20 protein-coding genes are annotated in these 21,417 nt (G+C 58.8%); 10 read left to right on the top strand and 10 right to left on the bottom strand.

Annotated elements, in window-relative coordinates; translation table 11 throughout:
- Positions 1 to 83 precede the first annotated feature (83 nt).
- The 6 genes from nusB to nrdR all read right to left on the bottom strand — a co-directional run bounded on the left by nusB (position 84) and on the right by nrdR (position 4,606).
- Positions 84 to 584 carry a transcription antitermination factor NusB gene (gene nusB, locus EE949_RS01985; protein WP_122662382.1) on the bottom strand — a complete coding sequence of 167 codons (501 nt, stop codon included), beginning with the start codon at positions 582 to 584 and terminating at the stop codon, positions 84 to 86.
- Positions 581 to 1,057 (bottom strand): 6,7-dimethyl-8-ribityllumazine synthase, encoded by a 477-nt coding sequence (gene ribH, locus EE949_RS01980; protein ID WP_027901702.1) that lies wholly within the window; start codon positions 1,055 to 1,057, stop codon positions 581 to 583. The genes nusB and ribH overlap by 4 nt, the downstream gene beginning before the upstream one ends.
- A gap of 114 nt (positions 1,058 to 1,171) precedes the next feature.
- Positions 1,172 to 2,263, bottom strand: coding sequence for a bifunctional 3,4-dihydroxy-2-butanone-4-phosphate synthase/GTP cyclohydrolase II (ribBA, locus tag EE949_RS01975; protein ID WP_122662380.1), 1,092 nt, complete (start codon positions 2,261 to 2,263; stop codon positions 1,172 to 1,174).
- Positions 2,264 to 2,280: 17 nt separating this feature from the next.
- A complete protein-coding gene (locus EE949_RS01970; RefSeq protein ID WP_087267514.1) occupies positions 2,281 to 2,952 on the bottom strand; it encodes a riboflavin synthase in 672 nt (223 codons plus the stop codon).
- A 47-nt stretch (positions 2,953 to 2,999) separates the two neighbouring features.
- Complete coding sequence (gene ribD / locus EE949_RS01965) at positions 3,000 to 4,100, bottom strand: bifunctional diaminohydroxyphosphoribosylaminopyrimidine deaminase/5-amino-6-(5-phosphoribosylamino)uracil reductase RibD (RefSeq protein WP_162874188.1); 1,101 nt, start codon at positions 4,098 to 4,100, stop codon at positions 3,000 to 3,002.
- 41 nt (positions 4,101 to 4,141) lie between these two features.
- Positions 4,142 to 4,606: a transcriptional regulator NrdR gene (gene nrdR, locus EE949_RS01960; RefSeq protein ID WP_027901698.1), complete on the bottom strand. Its 465-nt coding sequence runs from the start codon at positions 4,604 to 4,606 to the stop codon at positions 4,142 to 4,144.
- A gap of 217 nt (positions 4,607 to 4,823) precedes the next feature.
- Here nrdR and EE949_RS01950 point away from each other — a divergent pair, with 217 nt between their 5' ends.
- The 3 genes from EE949_RS01950 (at position 4,824) to trxA (ending at position 6,980) form a co-directional block, all read left to right on the top strand.
- Positions 4,824 to 5,276 (top strand): hypothetical protein, encoded by a 453-nt coding sequence (locus tag EE949_RS01950; protein WP_122662374.1) that lies wholly within the window; start codon positions 4,824 to 4,826, stop codon positions 5,274 to 5,276.
- A complete protein-coding gene (locus EE949_RS01945; protein ID WP_122662372.1) occupies positions 5,273 to 5,974 on the top strand; it encodes a class I SAM-dependent methyltransferase in 702 nt (233 codons plus the stop codon). The genes EE949_RS01950 and EE949_RS01945 overlap by 4 nt, the downstream gene beginning before the upstream one ends.
- Before the next feature lie 133 nt (positions 5,975 to 6,107).
- Positions 6,108 to 6,980, top strand: a complete 873-nt coding sequence (gene trxA / locus EE949_RS01935) for a thioredoxin (RefSeq protein WP_122662370.1) — start codon at positions 6,108 to 6,110, stop codon at positions 6,978 to 6,980.
- On the opposite strand, the gene EE949_RS01930 is transcribed toward trxA, so the two are convergent.
- A complete protein-coding gene (locus EE949_RS01930; protein WP_122662368.1) occupies positions 6,977 to 7,333 on the bottom strand; it encodes a hypothetical protein in 357 nt (118 codons plus the stop codon). The two genes, trxA and EE949_RS01930, sit on opposite strands and share 4 nt — an antisense overlap.
- A gap of 444 nt (positions 7,334 to 7,777) precedes the next feature.
- Here EE949_RS01930 and EE949_RS29355 point away from each other — a divergent pair, with 444 nt between their 5' ends.
- The 6 genes from EE949_RS29355 (at position 7,778) to EE949_RS01900 (ending at position 12,325) form a co-directional block, all read left to right on the top strand.
- Positions 7,778 to 7,981 carry a hypothetical protein gene (locus EE949_RS29355; RefSeq protein WP_162874174.1) on the top strand — a complete coding sequence of 68 codons (204 nt, stop codon included), beginning with the start codon at positions 7,778 to 7,780 and terminating at the stop codon, positions 7,979 to 7,981.
- Positions 7,982 to 8,196: 215 nt separating this feature from the next.
- A complete protein-coding gene (locus EE949_RS01920; RefSeq protein ID WP_122662364.1) occupies positions 8,197 to 8,790 on the top strand; it encodes a DUF2796 domain-containing protein in 594 nt (197 codons plus the stop codon).
- 75 nt (positions 8,791 to 8,865) lie between these two features.
- Positions 8,866 to 9,576, top strand: coding sequence for an ABC transporter ATP-binding protein (locus tag EE949_RS01915; RefSeq protein WP_122662362.1), 711 nt, complete (start codon positions 8,866 to 8,868; stop codon positions 9,574 to 9,576).
- Between the two features lies 1 nt (position 9,577).
- Positions 9,578 to 10,843: an ABC transporter permease gene (locus EE949_RS01910; protein ID WP_122662360.1), complete on the top strand. Its 1,266-nt coding sequence runs from the start codon at positions 9,578 to 9,580 to the stop codon at positions 10,841 to 10,843.
- Between the two features lie 11 nt (positions 10,844 to 10,854).
- On the top strand, positions 10,855 to 11,376 hold the full coding sequence (locus tag EE949_RS01905) for a DUF3299 domain-containing protein (protein ID WP_122662358.1): 522 nt from the start codon (positions 10,855 to 10,857) through the stop codon (positions 11,374 to 11,376).
- A gap of 262 nt (positions 11,377 to 11,638) precedes the next feature.
- Positions 11,639 to 12,325, top strand: a complete 687-nt coding sequence (locus tag EE949_RS01900; RefSeq protein WP_122662356.1) for an OmpW/AlkL family protein — start codon at positions 11,639 to 11,641, stop codon at positions 12,323 to 12,325.
- A gap of 167 nt (positions 12,326 to 12,492) precedes the next feature.
- Here EE949_RS01900 and EE949_RS01895 read toward each other — a convergent pair whose 3' ends face one another.
- Together EE949_RS01895 and EE949_RS01890 are read right to left on the bottom strand one after the other, a co-directional pair.
- A complete protein-coding gene (locus EE949_RS01895; RefSeq protein WP_122662354.1) occupies positions 12,493 to 13,422 on the bottom strand; it encodes an NAD-dependent epimerase/dehydratase family protein in 930 nt (309 codons plus the stop codon).
- Positions 13,415 to 14,299, bottom strand: coding sequence for a sugar nucleotide-binding protein (locus tag EE949_RS01890; RefSeq protein ID WP_122662352.1), 885 nt, complete (start codon positions 14,297 to 14,299; stop codon positions 13,415 to 13,417). Before EE949_RS01890 ends, EE949_RS01895 begins: the two co-directional genes overlap by 8 nt.
- 433 nt (positions 14,300 to 14,732) lie before the next feature.
- On the opposite strand from EE949_RS01890, the gene EE949_RS01885 reads away from it, so the two are divergent.
- Positions 14,733 to 19,055 carry a DEAD/DEAH box helicase gene (locus tag EE949_RS01885; RefSeq protein ID WP_122662350.1) on the top strand — a complete coding sequence of 1,441 codons (4,323 nt, stop codon included), beginning with the start codon at positions 14,733 to 14,735 and terminating at the stop codon, positions 19,053 to 19,055.
- A gap of 154 nt (positions 19,056 to 19,209) precedes the next feature.
- Here EE949_RS01885 and EE949_RS01880 read toward each other — a convergent pair whose 3' ends face one another.
- Positions 19,210 to 21,381: a mechanosensitive ion channel family protein gene (locus tag EE949_RS01880; protein WP_346010026.1), complete on the bottom strand. Its 2,172-nt coding sequence runs from the start codon at positions 21,379 to 21,381 to the stop codon at positions 19,210 to 19,212.
- Positions 21,382 to 21,417 lie beyond the last annotated feature (36 nt).

Below are 21,417 nucleotides of genomic sequence, written 5' to 3'. Positions count from 1 at the left end.
ATCCGATAGAAATTTATCGTCTGCACGACCACATTCGCGAATAAATTCGCTCCCACAGATGAAGCTCACAGCCGAAGCAATAATTAGCGCTTGTACGCCTTCACTTCAGCTTCACGCAGGCTTGGGGCCAGTTTGTCCAGCACGCCATTGACGAACTTGTGGCCGTCAGTGGAGCCGTAGACTTTCGCCAGCTCAATGCCTTCGTTGATCACAACGCGATATGGCACGTCGACGCGCTTGAGCAACTCATAGGTAGACAGGCGCAAAATGGCCAGCTCAACCGGATCGAGTTCTTCAATGGTCAGGTCCAGGCAAGGCTTCAGCGCGATGTCGATTTCATCGATGTTGGTCGGCACGCCGCGCAACAGCTCGCTGAAATAAGGGCCGTCGACGTCTTTGAAATCGTTATCGACGCGGAACTGCGCCTCGATTTCATTCAGCGAATGACCCGCCATGTGCCACTGGTAAAGCGCCTGAGTCGCAAGCTGACGGGCTTCCCGACGCTTGACGCTCTTGGATGGCTTGCCCGCGTCCGCAGGTTTTGGATCGCGCGGGTTGAACTGATCGCTATCGTCGGAAATCACTTGGCCTCCAACTGCGCCAGCAGGCTTACCATTTCAAGGGCAGACAACGCAGCTTCTGCGCCTTTGTTACCGGCTTTGGTGCCGGAGCGCTCGATGGCTTGCTCGATGGTATCGACAGTCAGCACGCCGAAAGCAACCGGCACGCCGAACTCCATGGAAACCTGGGACAGGCCTTTGACGCATTCGCCAGCGACGTATTCAAAGTGCGGAGTACCGCCACGAATCACTGCGCCGAGAGCGACGATGGCGGCGAACTCGCTGCGCTGGGCAACTTTCTGCACAACCAGCGGGATTTCGAAGGCACCCGGAGCGCGGATGATGGTGATGTCGCTTTCCTTGACGCCGTGGCGTACCAAAGCATCAACAGCGCCGCTCACCAGACTTTCCACGACGAAGCTGTTGAAACGGCCAACTACCAGAGCGTAGCGGCCTTGGGGAGCGACGAAGGTACCTTCGATGGTCTTCAGGGTCATTCGTGTAAGTCTCGTATTAAAGAGCAAGTACGCCTTGGGGCGGACTATAGGGATGTTAGGCCACGAAACAGATTAGCCGGTGGCACGCACAAAAGCGCACCACCCGACCGGTCTTTATTCGGAGGGCACGTATTCTACAACTTCCAGATCGAAACCGGATATCGCATTGAACTTCATTGGTGAACTCATCAGGCGCATTTTACGCACGCCGAGGTCACGCAGGATCTGCGAGCCGGCACCGACGGTGCTGTAAGTGGTCGGCGATTTGATCGGCAACTGCCCGGCAGTTTCACGAATATGTGCGAGCAAAACGTCGCCATCCAGCGGATGACCGAGTAGCAGCACAACACCGCTGCCCGCTTCGGAAACCGCGGTCATCGCGGCGCGCAGGCTCCAGCGGCCGGGCTGTTTGACCATCAACAGGTCACGCAAAGGGTCCATGTTATGCACACGAACCAGTGTCGGTTCTTCAGCGCAAATCTTGCCCAGGGTCAGCGCGAGGTGGACGTCACCTTCGACGGAATCGCGGTAAGTCACCAGGTTGAACTGGCCCAACTCGCTGTCCATTGGTTGCTCGGCAATCCGCTGAACGGTACGTTCGTGGATCATCCGGTAGTGAATCAGGTCGGCAATCGTACCGATCTTGATGTCGTGTTCCAGTGCAAAGGCTTCCAGTTCAGCACGACGCGACATCGTGCCGTCGTCGTTCATCACTTCGCAGATCACGCCACTTGGCTCGAAACCGGCCATGCGCGCCAGATCACAGGCTGCCTCGGTGTGGCCAGCACGAGCCAACGTACCGCCCGCCTGGGCCATCAACGGGAAGATGTGGCCAGGGCTGACGATATCTTCAGCTTTGGCGTCTTTGGCAGCAGCGGCCTGCACAGTACGGGCGCGGTCAGCCGCAGAGATACCAGTGGTCACGCCTTCGGCTGCTTCAATGGACACAGTGAACTTGGTGCCGAAACCGGAACCGTTGCGCGGCGCCATCAAAGGCAGTTTGAGGGTTTCGCAGCGCTCGCGGGTCATCGGCATGCAGATCAGGCCACGGGCAAAGCGGGCCATGAAATTGATGTGTTCGGCCTTGCAGCATTCGGCGGCCATGATCAGGTCGCCTTCGTTCTCGCGGTCTTCGTCATCCATGAGGATGACCATTTTGCCCTGGCGAATGTCTTCAACCAGTTCTTCGATGCTATTGAGCGCCACGCGGCACCCCCTTCAATTCAGGATTTGAGGTAGCCGTTGGCGGCCAGAAAACTTTCGGTGATGGTGCCAGCCTGCCCTTTCGAGGAATCGGCGGCCTTGTCGCCCATCAGCAAACGCTCCAGATAACGCGCCAGCAAATCCACCTCAAGGTTCACCTTACGGCCCGGACGGTAGTCGGCCATGATGGTTTCGGCCAATGTGTGCGGCACGATAGTCAGCTCGAACTCGGCACCGTCAACGGCGTTCACGGTCAGGCTGGTGCCATCAACCGTGATAGAACCCTTGTGCGAAATGTACTTGGCCAGCTCACGGGGGGCGCGCACTTTGAACTGGATGGCCCGGGCGTTTTCCTCACGGGAAACGATCTCGCCAACCCCATCAACGTGACCGCTGACCAAATGGCCACCCAGACGCGTCGTCGGGGTCAAAGCCTTTTCCAGATTGACCGGACTGCCAGTCTTCAGGTCAATGAACGCCGTAACGTCGAGGGTTTCACGGCTGACGTCAGCCCAGAAGCCATCGCCGGGCAGCTCTACAGCAGTCAGGCAGACGCCGTTGACCGCGATGCTGTCGCCCAGTTTGACGTCACTCAGATCAAGTTTGCCGGTCTCAACATAAACGCGGACATCGCCGCCTTTAGGGGTGATGGCGCGGATGCTGCCGATGGATTCGATGATGCCAGTAAACATGGGTCCTCCAGGAGAACAAGCCCAGCGCGCTGAGCGAAAGGCCGAAATTATACGCCGGGGGCGAGCTTGGGGGTGGCAATGACTCGCCAGTCATCTCCAACGGCGCGGATATCGGTGATTTTCAGCTCCAGCGCTTCGCTCATCTGCGCCAATGGCAGGTCCAGCAATGGCCGGGCTGAAGAGCCGAGAAACTTGCCCGCGACAAAAATCTGAAACTCATCCACCAGCCCCAGGCGAGTAAAAGCGCCCGCCAGACGTGGACCGGCCTCGATCAAAACGTCATTGACGCCACGCGCAGCCAACTCGACCAGTAACTTGCGCAGGTCGACATGACCCCCACTACCGGCCAAGGCCAGCATGTCATGACCTTCATCGTGATAACGCTCGCGGGCCGATGCGGCTGCGCAGGTCGCGACCAGCGCGTGCCCGGCCTGGAAGAAAGGAGCATCCAGCGGCACTCGCAGACGCCCATCGATCAGCACTCGCAGTGGCGGACGCGTCATTGCCAGCGCGGTGAGTTCGGCATTCAGGCCCAACTCATCGGGACGGACAGTCAAACGGGCTTTGTCGGCCAGCACCGTATCGGCACTGGTCAGCACGACACTCGACTCTGCACGCAAACGCTGCACCGCCGAGCGAGCCGCAGGACCGGTAATCCACTGACTCTCGCCGCTGGCCATGGCAGTACGGCCATCAAGGCTCATGGCGAGCTTGACCGTCACATACGGCAAGCCTTTGATCATGCGCTTGAGAAAGCCTTTGTTAAGCGCGCGGGCATCGTCTTCAAGCACGCCACACTGCACCGCAATTCCGGCATTCATCAAACGCAGCAAGCCACGCCCGGCCACATCGGGATTAGGATCCTGCATGGCAGCGACGACCCGGCCCACGCCTGCATTGACCAGTGCATCGGCGCACGGCGGTGTACGCCCGTGATGGCTGCAAGGCTCCAGGGTGACGTAAGCCGTCGCGCCTTTGGCCTTGTCGCCCGCCTGTCGCAGTGCATGCACTTCCGCGTGCGGCTCGCCAGCCCGGGCGTGCCAGCCTTCTCCGACAATCTGCCCGTCGCGCACGATCACGCAGCCGACCCTTGGATTGGGATGGGTGGAGTAAATCCCTTTGCGCGCCAGTTCCAGCGCACGTGCCATGTAATGGGTGTCTAGTGCGGTTTGTTCAGTCAACGAAGCACTCACTCTTTAGCTGGCTCGCGAGCCAAACGATCGATTTCTTCGCGGAATTCGTTGAGGTCCTGAAAACGCCTGTAAACAGAAGCAAAGCGGATATACGCCACTTCGTCGAGCTTTTGCAGTTCGCCCATGACCAGATTACCCACCACCAGCGACTTGACCTCGCGCTCGCCAGTCGCGCGCAGCTTGTGCTTGATGTGCACCAGCGCAGCTTCAAGACGTTCAACGCTGACCGGACGCTTCTCAAGGGCACGCTGCATACCGGCGCGCAGCTTTTCTTCATCGAAAGGCTGACGGCTGCCGTCTTGCTTGATCAGGCGCGGCAGCACCAGTTCGGCGGTTTCGAAGGTGGTGAAACGCTCACCACAGGCCAGGCATTCGCGACGACGGCGAACCTGATCGCCCTCGGCAACCAGGCGGGAATCGATAACTTTGGTGTCGTTGGCACCGCAGAAGGGACAGTGCATGGTGGCAGGCAACAAAAATAGGAAGGGCCGCCATGGTAGCGCATCCCGCTGGCAAGACAAGTCTTGGGCTTTGCGCTATATAGACGCGCATCTGACGCAGTGTTCGGCGATACTGCGCCTTATCGGGCTATTTACCGGCGTTTGCGGGTAATTTAGCACTGCCGTCATCGAGCGGTTTGCTGCTGTCCTTCGTATTGATTTTTTGTTGGAGCTGTTCATGACGCTACGACCGCTGATGTTCCTCAGCCTGTTCGGCTTGCTTGCCGCGTGCAGCAGCAATGAAACACCTGACCCTGTCCCGGCCAAACCGGTTTCAGCGCCGGTCGCCAAAGCGCCGGCTGGCCCTGGCCCGTTGCAGCCGTTCCAGCGTGAATTGAGCGGCCAGTTGCTGGGCGTGCCCGCCGGAGCAGAAGTCGAGTTGGCACTGCTGGTGATTGATGAGCGCGGTCGTCCGCAAAAGCTGCTGACCAGCACCAAACTGCAGGGTAATAACCAATCACTGCCCTTCCAGCTGCGATTCAATCCGGAAGCCTTTCCGGTCGGCCAGCGCGTTGAATTACGCGGTCGTGCCAGCAAGTCCGGGCAACTGATCCTGCACCTGCCGTCATTGCGCATTGAACAACCGACCACACAAGCACTTGGGCCTCTGCAGTTCGAAACTGCGCCATGATTGCACCGCTACACCTGCAACGGGCGCTGAGCGAATTGCTCGGCGATGCACAACTGGTCGCCACAGTTTTGCCTGAAACAGAGTTACAGCTGTGGTTGATCGACGCCGAAAATATGGACCGTGCCTTTAGCCCCGAAGAGACCCGGCGCATTCTTGAAGACCCGCCCTACTGGAGTTTCTGCTGGGCCAGCGGCCTGGCCCTGGCGCGGTTTCTGGCTGAGCATCCGCATTGGGTCGCTGGCAAGCGGGTGCTGGATTTCGGCGCAGGTTCGGGCGTGGCGGGGATTGCAGCGGCTAAAGCGGGCGCGCTGGAGGTGGTGGCCTGTGACCTTGACCCACTGGCCCTCGCAGCCTGCGGCGCCAATGCCGAGCTTAACGGTGTGCAGTTGAGCTATTCGGCGGACTTCTTTGCCGAAGCGGATCGCTTCGACCTGATCATCGTCGCTGACGTGCTGTACGACCGGGCCAATTTACCTTTGCTGGATCAGTTTCTCAGTCGCGGGCGGCAAGCCTTGGTGGCGGATTCGAGAGTGCGTGACTTTCAGCATCCTTCTTATGAACGGCTGGGCGTCTTTGAAGCGCATACGCTGCCGGATCTGGCTGAGCCCCATGAGTTTCGCAAAGTAAGCCTCTACCACGCTGCCCGAGTTGAAATGCAATCCCCTGTGGGAGCGAGGCTTGCCCGCGAAGAACGATAACGCGTTGTCCCTGCCACACTGAGGCGACTGATTCGCGGGCAAGCCTCGCTCCAACAGATCCCTCTACTCATCGCTTTGCGCAACTCCACGCGCCCTTTATAGTTGGCCCCATTCAGATTCCCCGAGATTCGCAATGAACCAGGACACTACCTACATCTTCGACGCTACGGCGGCGACCTTTCAGCAACTGGTCATCGACAAGTCTTTCGACCAACCCGTACTGGTGGATTTCTGGGCCGAATGGTGCGCGCCCTGCAAAGTACTGATGCCACTGCTGGCGCAAATCACCGAGAGCTATCAGGGCGAATTGCTGCTGGTGAAGGTCGATTGCGACGCCGAGCAAGACATCGTCGCCCGCTTCGGCATCCGTAGCCTGCCGACCGTTGTGCTGTTCAAGGACGGCCAGCCCATCGACGGTTTTACCGGCGCACAGCCTGAATCAGAGATCCGCAAGATTCTCGAACAGCACGTGGTCATGCCTGCGCCAGTCGCCGCTGACCCACTGAAGCTGGCTCAGGAAATGTTTGCCGAAAGCCACTTCGCAGAAGCCGAAGCTGCGCTGCAACAGATCTTGACCGAGGACAATACCAACGCCGCCGCGCTTATCCTGTACGCACGTTGCCTGGCAGAGCGCGGCGAGCTCGGTGAGGCTCGTCAGGTGCTGGACGCGGTAAAAACCGACGACCATAAAGCAGATCTGGCCGGTGCCCGCGCGCAACTGACCTTTTTGGCTGAAGCCAAGGCGATCCCGGATGCGGCAGACCTTAAGGCTCGTGTGGCGCAAAACCCGCAGGATGACGAAGCCGTGCATCAACTGGCGATTCAACAACTGGCCCGCCAGCAATACGAAGCGGCGCTGGAAGGCTTGCTGAAGCTGTTCATCCGCAACCGCAACTACGCCGACGGCCTGCCGCACAAAACGCTGCTGCAAGTCTTCGACCTGCTGGGCAACGACCATCCGCTGGTCACCGCCTATCGTCGAAAGTTGTTTGCTGCGCTGTACTAAGCGCTTGTATCAACCCAGCTGTAGAGCGGCGCGTCCTGCCCGCTCTCGACCTTGACTTGCGAACTGTGGCGCAAGCGCACTAACAGGCGCTTGCCTGCCGCTGTGCTGCCGGTCAGCCCTTCCAGTTGATCCAGTAGCTCTGGCCCATTGATCTGCCCGGCCTTACGCAGCAGGTCCAGCGCGATCTGCCAGGTCTTGTCGTCCTGGCTTGCCGGCTTGCTGGCTTCAACTGTTGCTGCAACTTCAGGCTTGGCCGCCTTGAGTTGAGCGCCGAGTTGCGCCCAATCGCCTTCGTCCAGCTCCAGGGTCAAATCCACCGGCCAGTCGCCAACGGTTCCACGAATACGCAACATGAGTGCTTCCTTTTTTTTGCAGGGGGACATGCTCGCATAGGTTAGGCATTTTTCTGGAAGATCTTCTTCGTCTGAATTGACGCCTTCGCGAATGAATTCGCTCCCACAGGTAGATCGCATTTCACAGTGGGAGCGAATTCATTCGCGAAGGGGCCCTTTCACTCACAGAAAATTCCTACGTGACGAATAGCATCTGTTACCTCGTGGATCGCATCCCGTATCGGTAATGTGCGCCGGTCGTTGCAGCAGCAGCGAACGGGTTTCGCAGCCTGCCTCATCAACGTTCGTCAGTATCGCTAAGCTATAAAGCTCAATGGCGGCTGTACGTGTGGACACCTTAGGGTGTGCCGGGTTGGTGCGTTGCTCGGTCTGCGAACCCATGTACAGCTGCCACCTATCGATCGCGGCGATGAGTGGTAGCCCTTTTTTATTTAGGGAACGCACATGACTAAACTCAAAAAAAATCGCAACGCGCACCAACCCATCGACTGCCTCCACGAAGCCAGAACCCAAGGCTTCGCCTACCTTACGCCCGATGAACATCGCCTTATAGAAACCCTGCGCTGGACCACTCATGCCGGACGGACAATTATTTACACGTTGGCTCAAGACCTGCGCCGGGCACGGCCTTGGGAACAGCGCGTTTAACGACTGGAATACATACCCCCTGTAGGAGCGAGCTTGCTCGCGATGGCGATCGGTCAGCTATACAACCGTTCGACAAGCACACCGAATCGCGAGCAAGCTCGCTCCTACAGAGACTTCATCGCTCCCTGAATCCAAATTCCAGCTCACGCCCGCGGCGATAATTGTTATAAGATCACATAACGATCTTTATCCAGTCATGTCCGGAGTCTGTTTTTATGCGCCGTCTGCTGCTCGCTTTGCCCTTCGCCCTGCTTCCACTCGCCATGGCTAATGCGGCCCCCGAGCATGATCACGACCATGAACAAGGCAGCCTCGGCGCGCACGAGCATGGCGTGGGTCGGCTGGACGTTGCGCTGGTCGGCGGCACGCTGGAGTTCGAACTGGACAGTCCGGCCATGAACCTCGTGGGTTTTGAGCATCTGGCGACCAGCGCTGAAGACAAAGCCAAAGTCGCCGCTGCCAAAGATGTGCTGCTCAAACCCCATGCCCTGTTCAGCATTCCGGAAGCTGCCGAGTGCAACGTGGTTTCCCAGAAGCTGGAAAGCCCGCTGTTCGGTGACAAGCCTGACGCTGACGCAGGCCATGATCATGACCACGACGCCAAGGGCGGTCACGATGAGCACGAGCACAGCGAGATCCATGGCACTTACAAATTCACCTGTAAGGTCCCGGCTGTGCTGAAAACCCTCGATCTGTCGAACATCTTCAAGTCGTTCCCGGCCACCGAAAAGCTGCAGGTGCAGTTGATTTCGCCAAAAGGTCAGTCGGGTGCCGAAGTACGTCCGAGCAATCCAAGCCTGAAATTCTGATTCAGCTATTGTTGAACACCGACCGGGCTTGCCCGGTCGTTTGATTTCCAGTCACGGCGGATTCCTACAGCGGTTATGACCCAGGCACTTATCGAACTGTCCGACCTTGGCTTTAGCTGGCCAGGCCATGCGCAATTGCTGGATATCCCGGCGTTTCGCCTGGAGCCGGGCGAAACCCTGTTCCTCAAAGGCCCCAGCGGCAGTGGCAAAACGACGCTGCTGGGCTTGTTGGGCGGTGTGCAGAAACCCAATCGCGGCAGTATTTGCCTGCTGGGCCAGGAGCTGACCGAGCTCTCATCGGGTGAGCGTGATCGTTTTCGTGTCAATCACACCGGCTATATCTTCCAGCAATTCAACCTGCTGCCGTTTCTCTCAGTGCGTGAAAATGTCGAGCTGCCGTGTCACTTCTCCAAGGTCCGCGCAAAACGGGCGAGCCAACGCCACGGCAGCGTAGAAAATGCCGCTGTTACGCTGTTGGCTCATCTGGGTCTGAAAGATCCGCAGATGCTCAGCCGCCGCGCCGACTCACTGTCCATCGGCCAGCAACAACGGGTGGCGGCCGCACGGGCGTTGATCGGCCAGCCTGAATTGGTGATCGCTGACGAGCCGACCTCCGCGCTGGACACCGACGCACGAGAGGCCTTCATCAAGCTGCTGTTCGCGGAGTGTCGTGAAGCCGGCAGCAGCCTGTTGTTTGTCAGCCATGACCAGAGCCTGGCACCGCTGTTCGATCGCAGCCTGTCGTTGTCCGAACTCAATCGCGCCGCCACCGCCGCAGAGGTTTGAGATGTATTTGTTTCGCCTAGCCATGGCCAGCCTGGCTAACCGCCGCTTTACCGCTTTCCTCACTGCGTTTGCCATTGCCTTGTCGGTCTGCCTGCTGCTGGCGGTTGAGCGCGTGCGCACCGAGGCCCGCGCCAGTTTTGCCAGCACGATCAGCGGCACGGATCTGATCGTCGGCGCTCGTTCCGGCTCAATCAACCTGTTGCTGTATTCGGTGTTTCGTATCGGTAACGCGACCAACAATATTCGCTGGGACAGCTTTGAAGAAATCGCCCAGAGCAAACAGGTGAAATGGGCTATTCCGATTTCCCTAGGCGACTCTCATCGCGGCTATCGGGTGATGGGCACCAACGAAAACTACTTCGAGCATTACCAGTTTGGCCGCCAGCAACACCTGGAACTGGCTCAGGGTCGGGCATTCGCCACAGATCCGTTTGAAGTGGTGCTCGGCGCCGAAGTGGCCGACGCCTTGAAGTACAAGCTGGGTGACAAGCTGGTGCTCGCCCACGGCGTGGCGGCGATTAGCCTGGTCAAACACGACGACAAGCCATTTACCGTGGTGGGCATTCTCAAACGCACTGGCACGCCGGTGGATCGCACGTTGCACATCAGTCTCGGCGGTATGGAGGCTATCCATATCGACTGGCAAAACGGCGCGCCCGCTCACGGCAATGGACGTATCACTGCGGATCAGGCGCGCAACATGGATCTGACGCCCAAAGCGATTACGGCCTTCATGCTGGGCCTGAACAGTAAAATCGCCACCTTCTCAATGCAGCGCCAGATCAACGAATTCCGCGGCGAGCCGTTGCTTGCCATCCTGCCCGGCGTCGCGCTTCAGGAGCTGTGGAGCCTGATGGGTACTGCGGAAAAAGCGCTGTTTGTGATTTCCCTGTTTGTGGTGCTGACCGGCTTGATCGGCATGCTGACGGCCATTCTCACCAGCCTCAATGAAAGACGCAGAGAGATGGCGATTCTACGTTCGGTGGGCGCTCGCCCTTGGCACATCGCGACTCTGCTGATCATGGAAGCGTTCGCCCTGGCGCTGGCGGGCGTGGTCAGTGGCATGGTGCTGCTGTATATCGGCATCGCTGCCGCCCAAGGTTATGTGCAAACCAATTACGGGCTATTTCTACCGCTTTCGCTGCCCAGCGAATATGAATGGACGCTGCTCGGTGGCATTCTGGCTGCCGCGCTATTGATGGGCGTTGTGCCTGCGTGGCGTGCGTATCGGCAGTCCCTCGCCGATGGCTTGTCGATCCGTTTATGAGGACGTTGAACATGCGGCGCCTGTTGTTGGTTTTATTGTTGTCGATCAGCTCACCGTTGTGGGCGGCCGAAACGCGGGTACTGACCTGGGAAGAGATGATCCCACCGGACGCACCCAAAATCGCGCCGATTACTGCGCCTATTCATGACATGTCCAAGCTGTCCGATGCGCTGTCAGTGGAGTCAGCGCCCGCCGCACATCAACAAGCCCCTCATGCGCCGGTGGTGAAAGCGCTGGATGGTCAGCAGGTGCGTCTGCCCGGATACATCGTGCCGCTGGAAGTCAGCGAGGAAGGCCGGGTAATTGAGTTCTTGCTGGTGCCGTATTTTGGGGCCTGCATCCACGTGCCTCCACCGCCCTCGAATCAGATTGTGCACGTCACCAGCGAACTGGGCGTCAAAGTTGAAGAGTTGTATCAGCCGTACTGGATTGAAGGGCCGATGCAAGTCAAAGCGTCCACCAGCGAGCTGGCCGATGCGGGCTACAGTATGGAAGCCGACACGATTCTGGTTTACGAGCTGCCCGATAATTAGGCCCTACTGGAGGGGGTTGCATGAACAGTCGCGCGATCCCGTGCAGACTGTGTGGGACCGGATTCATCCGGGAAAGCCGTATTCCTGACGAAGCAGATGCAGCGGATGTGCCGGCCCTTTCGCGAACAGTCCGCTCCTACCGGTTTGGCGCAAAGATCGTTTCAGGGGCTTCATTGCGATTTCATTGAGCTGTGTCAAAGCCTTGGTTCAGACGCTCCGTACCATTGGCGCCAGACAACTTGAATCGCCTTTTGGAGCTCCCATGAACAAGACCTTGCTCAGCGCTTCCCTCTTTGCGCTGGCGCTCAGCGCCCCCTTCGCCGCTCAGGCTTACGAGGCGGGTGACTTCATCGTTCGCGCGGGTGTTGCGCACGTTGAACCGAATGAAGACAGCGGCGAAATCAAACTCGACGGCACCAAAGTCTCCGGCACCAAAGCAACGGTTGATGGTGAGAATCAACTTGGCCTGACATTCGGCTACATGATCACCCCGCACGTGGGTATCGAGCTGCTGGCCGCGACGCCTTTCAGTCACACTGTTTCGGTCAAAGGCCTTGGCCCGGGCCTGGATGGCAAGCTGGCAGACGTTAAACAACTGCCGCCTACGCTGTCGTTGCAGTACTACCCGCTGGACGCGTCGTCGAAGTTTCAGCCGTACGCGGGCGTCGGCATCAACTACACCACGTTCTTTGACACCGACCTGACCGGCAATCGCAAGGATCAAGGCTTCAGCAACCTGAAGATGAAAGACTCCGTTGGCCTAGCCGCGCAACTCGGTATGGACTACATGCTGACCGACAACATTCTGGTCAACGCCTCGGTCTGGTATGTGGACATCGATACTGAAGCCACCGTTGATGGCCCTTCAGCGCTGAGCGTTGGCAAGACCAAAGTGAGCGTGGACATCGATCCATGGGTTTACATGGTCGGTGTGGGTTACAAGTTTTAAGACGCGGCGCACACTGGACCTGTAGGAGCTGCCGAAGGCTGCGAAGCATTTCTTCTGGCACACCGCGATCGCAGCCTTCGGCAGCTCCTACAGGTCAACGGTTTGCAGTAACCGCCCCAAAAAAAAAGCACCTCGACGGTGCTTTTTTTGTGGGTCTCGATCAGCTATCAGCGACCGAGCAATTTCGCCAGACCGACTTTCAACGGTGTTGGCTCACCCAAGGCGAACCGCTCCAGCAAGCGCTGGTTGTTGGCTCGTGAGTGACGGATGTCGCCGGAACGCGCGGTTTGATACGTCACTTGTGGCTGCTTGCCCACTACTTCTGCCAATGTTGCCAACAGCTGATTCAACGACGTGGTCTGGTTCAGACCCACGTTGACCGCGCCCGAGTCGACCTTCGGCAAATCCAGCGCTTGAGTCAGTAGCTTGACCACATCGCCCACGTAGAAAAAGTCCCGGGTTTGCTCGCCATCGCCAAACACCGCGATGGGCAGACCTTTTTCTGCGCGCTCGGCAAAAATGCTGATGACGCCAGAATAGGGAGACGAAGGATCCTGGCGAGGGCCGAAGATGTTGAAGAAACGAAAGACTACCGGCTCCAGACCATGCTGACGGCCGTAGAAATCGAGGTAGTGCTCACTGGACAACTTATCCGAAGCGTATGGCGTCAGAGGAGCTTTGGGCGTGTCTTCGCTAATCGCTTCGCCTTCGCCATTGTTGCCGTACACCGCCGCACTGGAGGCAAAAACCACGCGTTTGATACCCGCCTCGCGCATGGCTTCACACACATTCAGGGTGCCGATGAAGTTGCTCTGATGTGTACGCACCGGATCATCCACAGAGGCTTGCACCGAAGCAACCGCCGCTAGATGCACAACAGCCTTGCAGCCCATCGCCGCGCGCTTGACCAGACCGGAATCTGCGACATCGCCTTCGATCAGTTCGATACGTGGGTTATCCAGCGGCAAGTTACTGCGTTTGCCCGTGGAAAGGTCATCAAGAAGACGCACCGCATGCCCTTGGGCCAGCAGTGCGTCGGCCAGATGCGAGCCGATGAAACCGGCACCGCCGGTAATCAGTACAGGAGAATCAGACATGACGGTAATAACGATCCAGAAGGCTCGGCAACCCGGCACGCCATGCGCGGGGTTTGATACCGAAGGTATGGAGGATTTTCTTGCAGGCAAGCACGCCATGTTGCGGCTCGTCGCTGGCATCGGCACCCGCAGCATGGGCCTGCGCAGTCGGTGCTTCAACCGCAAGAGGATGTAGCAAGCGGGCTTCAGTGAGAATGGCCTGCCCCAGCGCCAGCGGCGTTGTCGCCTCGTGGCCAGCGTAGTGGTAGGTGCCCCACAGCGGCGCTTCGCAATCGAGTTGCTTGAGCACTGCAATCATTACCCGGGCTGCGTCATCCACAGGTGTCGGGTTGCCACGCCGGTCGTCGGCCATCAACAGTTCCTGGGCCAGTTCGGCACGGCTCAGGAAACGCCCCAGCACGCCATCGACGCTGTCATCGAGCAGCCAGCCAAAACGCAGCAGCAGATGTTGCGGGCAGGTGGCACGCACGCTTTGCTCGATACGCAGTAGCGCCTGGCCACGAGCACCGAGCGGGACCGGTTCGTCCTTTTCACTGTAGGCAGTCGCTCGCGAGCCATCGAATACCCGATAGCTGGAAGGTTGCAGCAGAACAATGTTGTGGTGCTGACACAGCTCGGCAAGGCGCTCAACCGAGCGTTCCTGACTGGACAGGCGGGCCTCACTTACCGACTCCGCCTGAAACCAGTCGAAGTAGTAGGCAAGGTTAATCAAGGCATCGGGACGGGTGTCATCAAGCAATTGCGTCAGACTCGCTGCATCCCAGCCGTCTTGCGGCGGACGCGGTGCCAGGAAGCCAATGTCTTCCTCGGCACCCAGACGAATCAGCGCCTGCCCAAGGGCATTCCCGCCGCCCAACAGCATAAGGCGCATTCGCATAGAGTCAGCAGGCTCGATATCAAATTCAGTTGAAATATTAGATGTAAAACGCCTGCAAACATATCACGTTGACGCGCAACCCCCAACCGTTGAGGGGTGTGGGATTTTTCTCATAAGAATGCAGGTGCAGGATTAACACCGCGCCCACAGGGAGGACATGATCTCAGGCTGATGATGGACGTGTGGGACCGACCCGGGTGACGCTCCACTTCATTTCGGGAAGGCGGTGTTTCAGTCTATAAAAAGGCTGAGGATGTACCGGCCCCTTCGCGAATAAATTCGCTCCCACAGGAATTCGAGCTTGCAGGCCAGCATAGAATCTCCCGTAGGCCGCAGCATTCCCGTTCAACAATGTCAGAGCTTCCATTCCCTGCAAGCAACCGCCGATCAAAGGCGCTTGCATCTTCCCCTCGCCACCCTCATTAATTCGCCCATGAACCTCCCGCTTATCCCAGACCCGGCACTCGATGGCTTTCACCCGGCAGTCAGCGCCTGGTTTCGCAGTACATTCCCGGCGGTGACACCCGCCCAGGCGCAAGCGTGGCCGTTGATCAAGGCGCGACGCTCGACACTGATTGCCGCACCCACCGGTTCAGGGAAAACCCTGACGGCGTTTCTTGCGGTACTCGACGACCTGGTCCATCAGGGCCTTGAGCATGGCGGGGAACTGCCCGAGCAAACCTTCGTGGTTTATGTCTCGCCGCTCAAAGCGCTGTCCAACGACATTCAGATCAATCTGCAAAACCCGCTGGCGGGCATTACCGAGCAGTTGCAGCGCATGAATCTGCCGCCACTGCGCATAAGCACTGCTGTGCGCACCGGCGACACGCCGCAAAAAGTACGCGCCGCCATGCGCAAAACGGCGCCACACATTCTGGTGACCACGCCCGAATCGCTGTATGTGCTGCTGGGGTCAGACTCCGGACGGCGCATGCTGGCAAGCACCCGCACGGTGATTGTCGACGAGATCCATGCCATCGCTGCCAGTAAACGCGGCAGCCATCTGGCGCTGACGCTGGAACGTCTGCAAGCGTTGTGCAGCGAGCCGTTGCTACGGATTGGCTTATCGGCCACGCAGAAGCCCATCGAGTTGGTATCACGCTTCCTGGTGGGTGCCGATCCACTCAAACGGCCCTGCTCTATTGTCGATATCGGCCACGCCCGCCCTCGCGATCTGGGGATCGAAGTCCCGCCCGTGGCGCTGGGCCCGGTCATGTCCAACGACGTCTGGGAACTGGTTTACGACCGCCTCGCTGAACTGGCACGCGAGCACCGCACTACGCTGATTTTCGTCAATACACGACGCATGGCCGAGCGCATGGCCCGTCATTTGAGTGAGCGGTTGAGTAAAGAAGCGGTGGCTGCGCACCATGGCAGCCTGGCAAAAGAACAGCGACTGGACGCAGAGCAGCGTCTCAAGCGTGGTGACTTGCAGGTGCTGATCGCCACCGCCTCGCTGGAGCTGGGTATCGATATTGGCGACGTCGATCTGGTCTGCCAGATTGCGTCGCCTCGTTCCATCTCGGCATTTTTACAGCGGGTCGGACGCTCCGGCCACCACGTCGGTGGTACGCCCAAAGGCCGGCTGTTTGCGACCTCCCGGGACGACCTGATCGAATGCGCCGCATTGCTTGACTGTGTGCGGCGTGGCGAGCTGGATATTTTGCAGATCCCCAAAGCACCGCTAGACGTACTTGCGCAGCAGATTGTTGCGGAAGTCAGCCTCCAGGAATGGCCTGAGCAAGCGCTGTTGGATATGTTCCGTCAGGCATCGCCCTACGCAGATCTGGACGCCGATCACTACCAGGCTTTGCTCGGCATGCTGGCTGACGGGTACAGCGGACGGCAGGGTGTGCGCAGCGCTTACGTGCATCGCGATGCTCTGAACCGAACACTGCGTGGCCGCAGAGGTAGCAAGCTGACGGCGGTGACCAGTGGCGGCACGATACCGGACAACGCCGATTACAGCGTGATTCTCGAACCTCAGGCGCTGAACATCGGCACGGTCAACGAAGACTTTGCTGTCGAAAGCATCGCGGGCGACATTTTCCAGTTGGGCAACACGTCTTATCGCATCCTGCGGATTGAAACCGGCCGGGTACGCGTAGAAGACGCCAACGGTCAACCGCCCAATATTCCTTTCTGGCTGGGTGAAGCCCCTGGCAGAAGTGATGAGCTGTCGTTCGCTGTAGCACGCCTTCAAGGTCAGATTGATGAACTGCTGGGCGCCCACCCCGGTGATCTCCAGCCCTGTACCGACTGGCTGATCGACACGCTTGGGTTGAACCTGGCCAGTGCCGAGCAACTGGTGGATTACCTGGCCCGAACCCGCTCGGTCTTGAGTGCATTACCGTCGCAAGACACGCTGATCATGGAGCGTTTTTTCGATGAGTCTGGCGGTACTCAACTGATTATCCACACCCCTTTCGGCAGCAGGCTCAACCGCGCCTGGGGGCTGGCATTGCGCAAGCGTTTTTGTCGAACGTTCAACTTCGAGCTGCAAGCGGCTGCCAGCGAAGACGCAATTGTCTTGTCGCTGTCTACCAGCCACAGCTTTGAGCTCGCCGAGGTCTGGCGCTATCTGAATTCCGGCACGGCAGAACATCTGCTGATCCAGGCGGTGCTGGACGCGCCGTTGTTTGGCGTGCGTTGGCGCTGGAATGCGGGCACAGCGCTGGCTCTCCCCCGCTATACCGGCGGCCGAAAAGTCGCGCCACAACTGCAACGCATGAAAAGCGAGGACCTGATCGCGACGGTATTTCCAGACCAGATTGCCTGCCTGGAAAATATCGTTGGCGAGCGCGAGGTGCCCAATCATCCATTGGTGGAACAAACCCTCGACGATTGCCTGCACGAAGCAATGGACGCTGAAGGCTGGCTGCACCTGCTGCGCCGCATGGAAAGTGGTGAAGTCAGGTTGATCGCTCGTGACTTGCCCGCACCCTCGCCGCTGGCCGCCGAAATTCTCAACGCCCGACCTTACGCCTTTCTCGACGACGCGCCTCTGGAAGAGCGACGAACCCAAGCCGTGCTCAACCGGCGCTGGAGTGATCCGCAATCGTCGGACGATCTCGGAGCTCTGGATGCAGACGCCATTGCCGCCGTGAACGAAGAGGCGTGGCCGCAACCGCAAAACCTTGATGAAATGCACGAAGCGTTGATGAGCCTCAGTTGTGTGACCAACACCGAGTCCGCGGCAAATGGGGACTGGCAGAGATGGCTGGAACCCCTGGCCCGCTCTGGACGGGTTACGCGCCTGCAGGTGGGCGTCGATCAGGCGTTATGGATACCTGTGGAACGCCTGAATTGCTTCCGGGCAATTTATCCACACGCGCAAATGCATCCACAGCTGAGCGCATTGTCAGGCTTCGATGAAGATTGGGATCGCGACGAAGCGATTGTCGAGGTGGTTCGCGCTCGCTTGAGCGGTTTCGGTCCACTGCCAACGCGAGATATTGCTCAACCGCTGGCTTTAAGCGTCAGCCAGATCAGTCAGGCGTTGGCGCGCCTGGAAAGCGAAGGCTACGTGCTGCGTGGCCGCTTCAGCCCTGGCGCCAGCGAGGACCAGTGGTGCGAGCGGCATCTGCTGGCAAGGATTCATCGCTACACGGTGCGGCGTCTACGGCGCGAGATCGAGCCGGTTTCGCTGCAGGACTTCATGCGTTTCCTGTTCGACTGGCAGCATTTGTCCACAGCCACTCGCAGCGAGGGCCGCGCCGCACTGCCGGAAATCATTGCCCAGCTTGAGGGCTTCAGCGCTGCCGCCGGGGCTTGGGACAGCGACTTGTTGTCCGCACGGATCAAGGATTACTCGCCCACATGGCTGGATGAAATCTGCCGTTCCGGCAAAGTCGTCTGGACGCGATTGGCGGCCAACAGCAAAACCGGGGGAGCGGCCTTACGCAGTACGCCGATTGTGCTGCTCCCCCGCAGCCAGGTCAGTGTGTGGAGCGGCCTGGCCGCACAGCCGGAACCAGACGAACTCTCGCCTAAAGCGCAGAAAGTACATGCTGCGCTGCTCGCCCACGGAGCGATGTTTTTTGACGAGTTGGTGAGCGAGGCGCACTTGCTGCGAGCCGAACTGGAAATCGCCTTGCAAGAGTTGGTGGCCGCCGGACTGGTCAACGCCGACAGCTTTGCCGGACTGCGCGCCTTGATCACGCCCGCCAGCAAACGGTCGGCGCACACCAGCCGACGTAATCGCGGGGCGTTTATCGGCGGGATGGACGATGCTGGACGCTGGGCGTTATTAAAGCGTTCGCCACGGCCAGAAGTCACTACCGGCAAGCGCCCTCAGCCCGTAGCCCCGGAAGTACTGGAACACGTTGCGATGACCTTGCTGCGGCGCTATGGCGTTGTGTTCTGGCGCTTACTGGAACGTGAAGCCGATTGGCTACCGAGCTGGCGAGAATTACTGCGCACCTTTCATCGCCTTGAAGCCCGAGGCGAAATACGGGGCGGAAGATTTGTCAGTGGCCTGGCCGGCGAACAGTTTGCGCTGCCGGAAGCAATTCCAGTGCTTAGGGAAATCCGCAAGCGCGCCTTGGACGCCAGCCTGATCAGCCTGAGCGCTGTGGACCCTTTGAATCTCGTCGGTACGTTGTTGCCGGGCAGCAAAGTCCCGGCGCTGGCAGGCAACAGACTGGTGTACCGAGACGGCATTCCGGCTGCGGCAATTATTGCGGGCAAGCCGCAGTATTGGCTGGAGCTGGATCAGGAAGCGATGGCTCAGGTGCGCGACAGGTTGTTGCGGTAGACGTGTCTGGACGAGACCTCGGCCCCCTATCACGGTTGCAGGAGATGCATATCGATGTGGGAGCGGTGCTTGCCCGCGATGGGCGATTAAACGATATGCCTGATGTACCAAGGCGTCTGTATCGCGGGCAAGCACCGCTCCCACAGCACGACATTTATGCCTTCGGCTGAACCGGCGGGCTCTCAGAGCCATCGACGTTCACCACATTGCCTTTGCCCGATGCCGGTTGGGCATCTCTGTCGACGGAAAGCTGCTGCACGTGCCCGGCATTCGGGCTGATCACGGCCTGTGGATAAGTTTGCGCGAAACGCACGTCATCGGATTTATCCACAAGCTTTTTCAGTCGCTCATTGAACGCACGACCCACGCTGTATTGCCCGCCGGAGGATGTCCGGAACTGCGCGGTGAGCACTACGCCATTGAGATCCATACGGTCTACGCCAAACACCTCCAGCGGCCCCTGCAGATTGCTCTTGAGCAGAATGTCTTCAGTGATCGACTGCCCCACTTCGCGAATCAGAGAGAGCGCGCTGTCGATGTTGGAATCGTAAGTGAACTGCACGGAGAAGAACGCATAAGCAAACTGCCGGGATTGATTGGTCACCGCCTTGATCTGACCAAACGGCACCGAATGCACAAAACCTTTACCGTCGCGCAAGCGCACCGTACGAATGGTCAGGCTTTCAACGGTTCCGGAATGCCCGGTGCTCAGCACCACCCAATCACCGATGGAGAAGGTGTCTTCAATGATGATGAACAGACCGGTGATCACGTCCTGTACCAATTGCTGCGAACCGAAACCAATCGCCAGACCTACGACACCGGCACCGGCCAGCAGTGGCGCGACGTTGATGCCCAGGTTTGCCATGGTGGTAATGGCACAAATCACCACCAGAATGATTTTTATCGCGTTACGCAGCAGCGGCAGGATGGTCTTGACTCGCGTACTGGGCTGACGCGAAGCACGATGGTTGAGCGGCGCTTTCAGTGCTTCCTGAATGGCCGTATCGAGCACCACCCATAGCATCCAGGTGACCATGAAAATCAGACCGATACTGCTGAGCGACTCGCCGATCGCTCTCCCCAAGCTGTTGCTCTGAGCGAATTCGAACAGCGAAAAGCCCCAGATCTGGCCGAGGATTTCAATAAACGCCACCGCCAGAATAATCCGTGTCAGCCCATGCGCCAGATTCAACAGCCGCGCTTTGTAGATATGCCCGCCACGCCCCTCAACGCTGGCCGGCTTGAACAGGTGCTGAAATACCGTACTCAGGAACACTGTGGCGATCAGCAGCACTGTGGTGAACAACGCGCAACGCAAAGCTTTCTGACTGTCTTCTCCAGCGCCGATCAAATTCACGGCCGAGACCAGGATCATCAGCAGAATCGGCAAATACCAGAGATTGGAGAACACCTTCAGGGACTCTTGCAGCGCAGGTCGAGCCATACGGCTGCTCAACGGGCGGTTGCGAATAAGGTGCGCGATAGGACGGCGCATCTTGATCACCAACATGCAGAAGACCACCGAAGCGAACAATCCGGTGAACACCGCTACACTGGTGGTGACGTTATTACCGATCTGACGAGCGATCTGCGGGCTGGTCAACGCGTCGCTGAGAGCCGCCATGAAACCGATAACGAACAGCGGTTTGGGGCTGAAACGACGAATCATTCTGACAGCCGGGCGTTTGTGCCCGGAATTGAACATGACAATCACACACAACAGCACCGACGTAGACACGATGCCGCTACTGGTGGAGTAAGCCAGGCACAGCGCCAGCGCACGACCCACAGAAGCTGTCAGAAAATGACTGACATAGAGGGTCAGCGGCAGGCTGATCAACGCCGGCAAGGTGTAGGGCAGTACATAACCAAGCAGCGCCTGACTGCGCTCACGCACCTGAAAAAACGGACGGCGGCTCAGACGCATGGCAACGAAGCTGCCGAGGGTGGTCAACGCCGCGAAGGCACCGATCCAGACCACTGAGAGCATCAGGAAATCACCGACTACCCCCCACTTTGAACGCGAGGTGGGTTTGTTGACCAGCTTGTCCAGCTCATCGGCCGCCCGATCAGCTCGCAGGCGCCAGCTATCGAGAACTCGCCCATCCAGAGCCAGGGTTTCCTGCACGTCATCAATGCTGGAGCTGATCACGCCAAGCAACCCGCCCTGCACGAGGATTTCCGGTGTTGCCGGGGCCTCAGGCGTTTCGGCCGCTGTATCGGCGGCAGGAGCAGCCGCCACTTGCTCGGCAGCCTGCACGTTGAAGCTGCCAGCAAAGAGCAGCGCGCAAAGCAGAACGATGGATGACTTGAAGTTCAACAAGCGCGGGGCGCTCCTCTGGTAATCAGGCACTAGGAA

This window comes from Pseudomonas viridiflava (assembly GCF_900602065.1).
Lineage (GTDB): Bacteria > Pseudomonadota > Gammaproteobacteria > Pseudomonadales > Pseudomonadaceae > Aquipseudomonas.
This window is presented reverse-complemented; position numbering and strand designations above follow the sequence as displayed.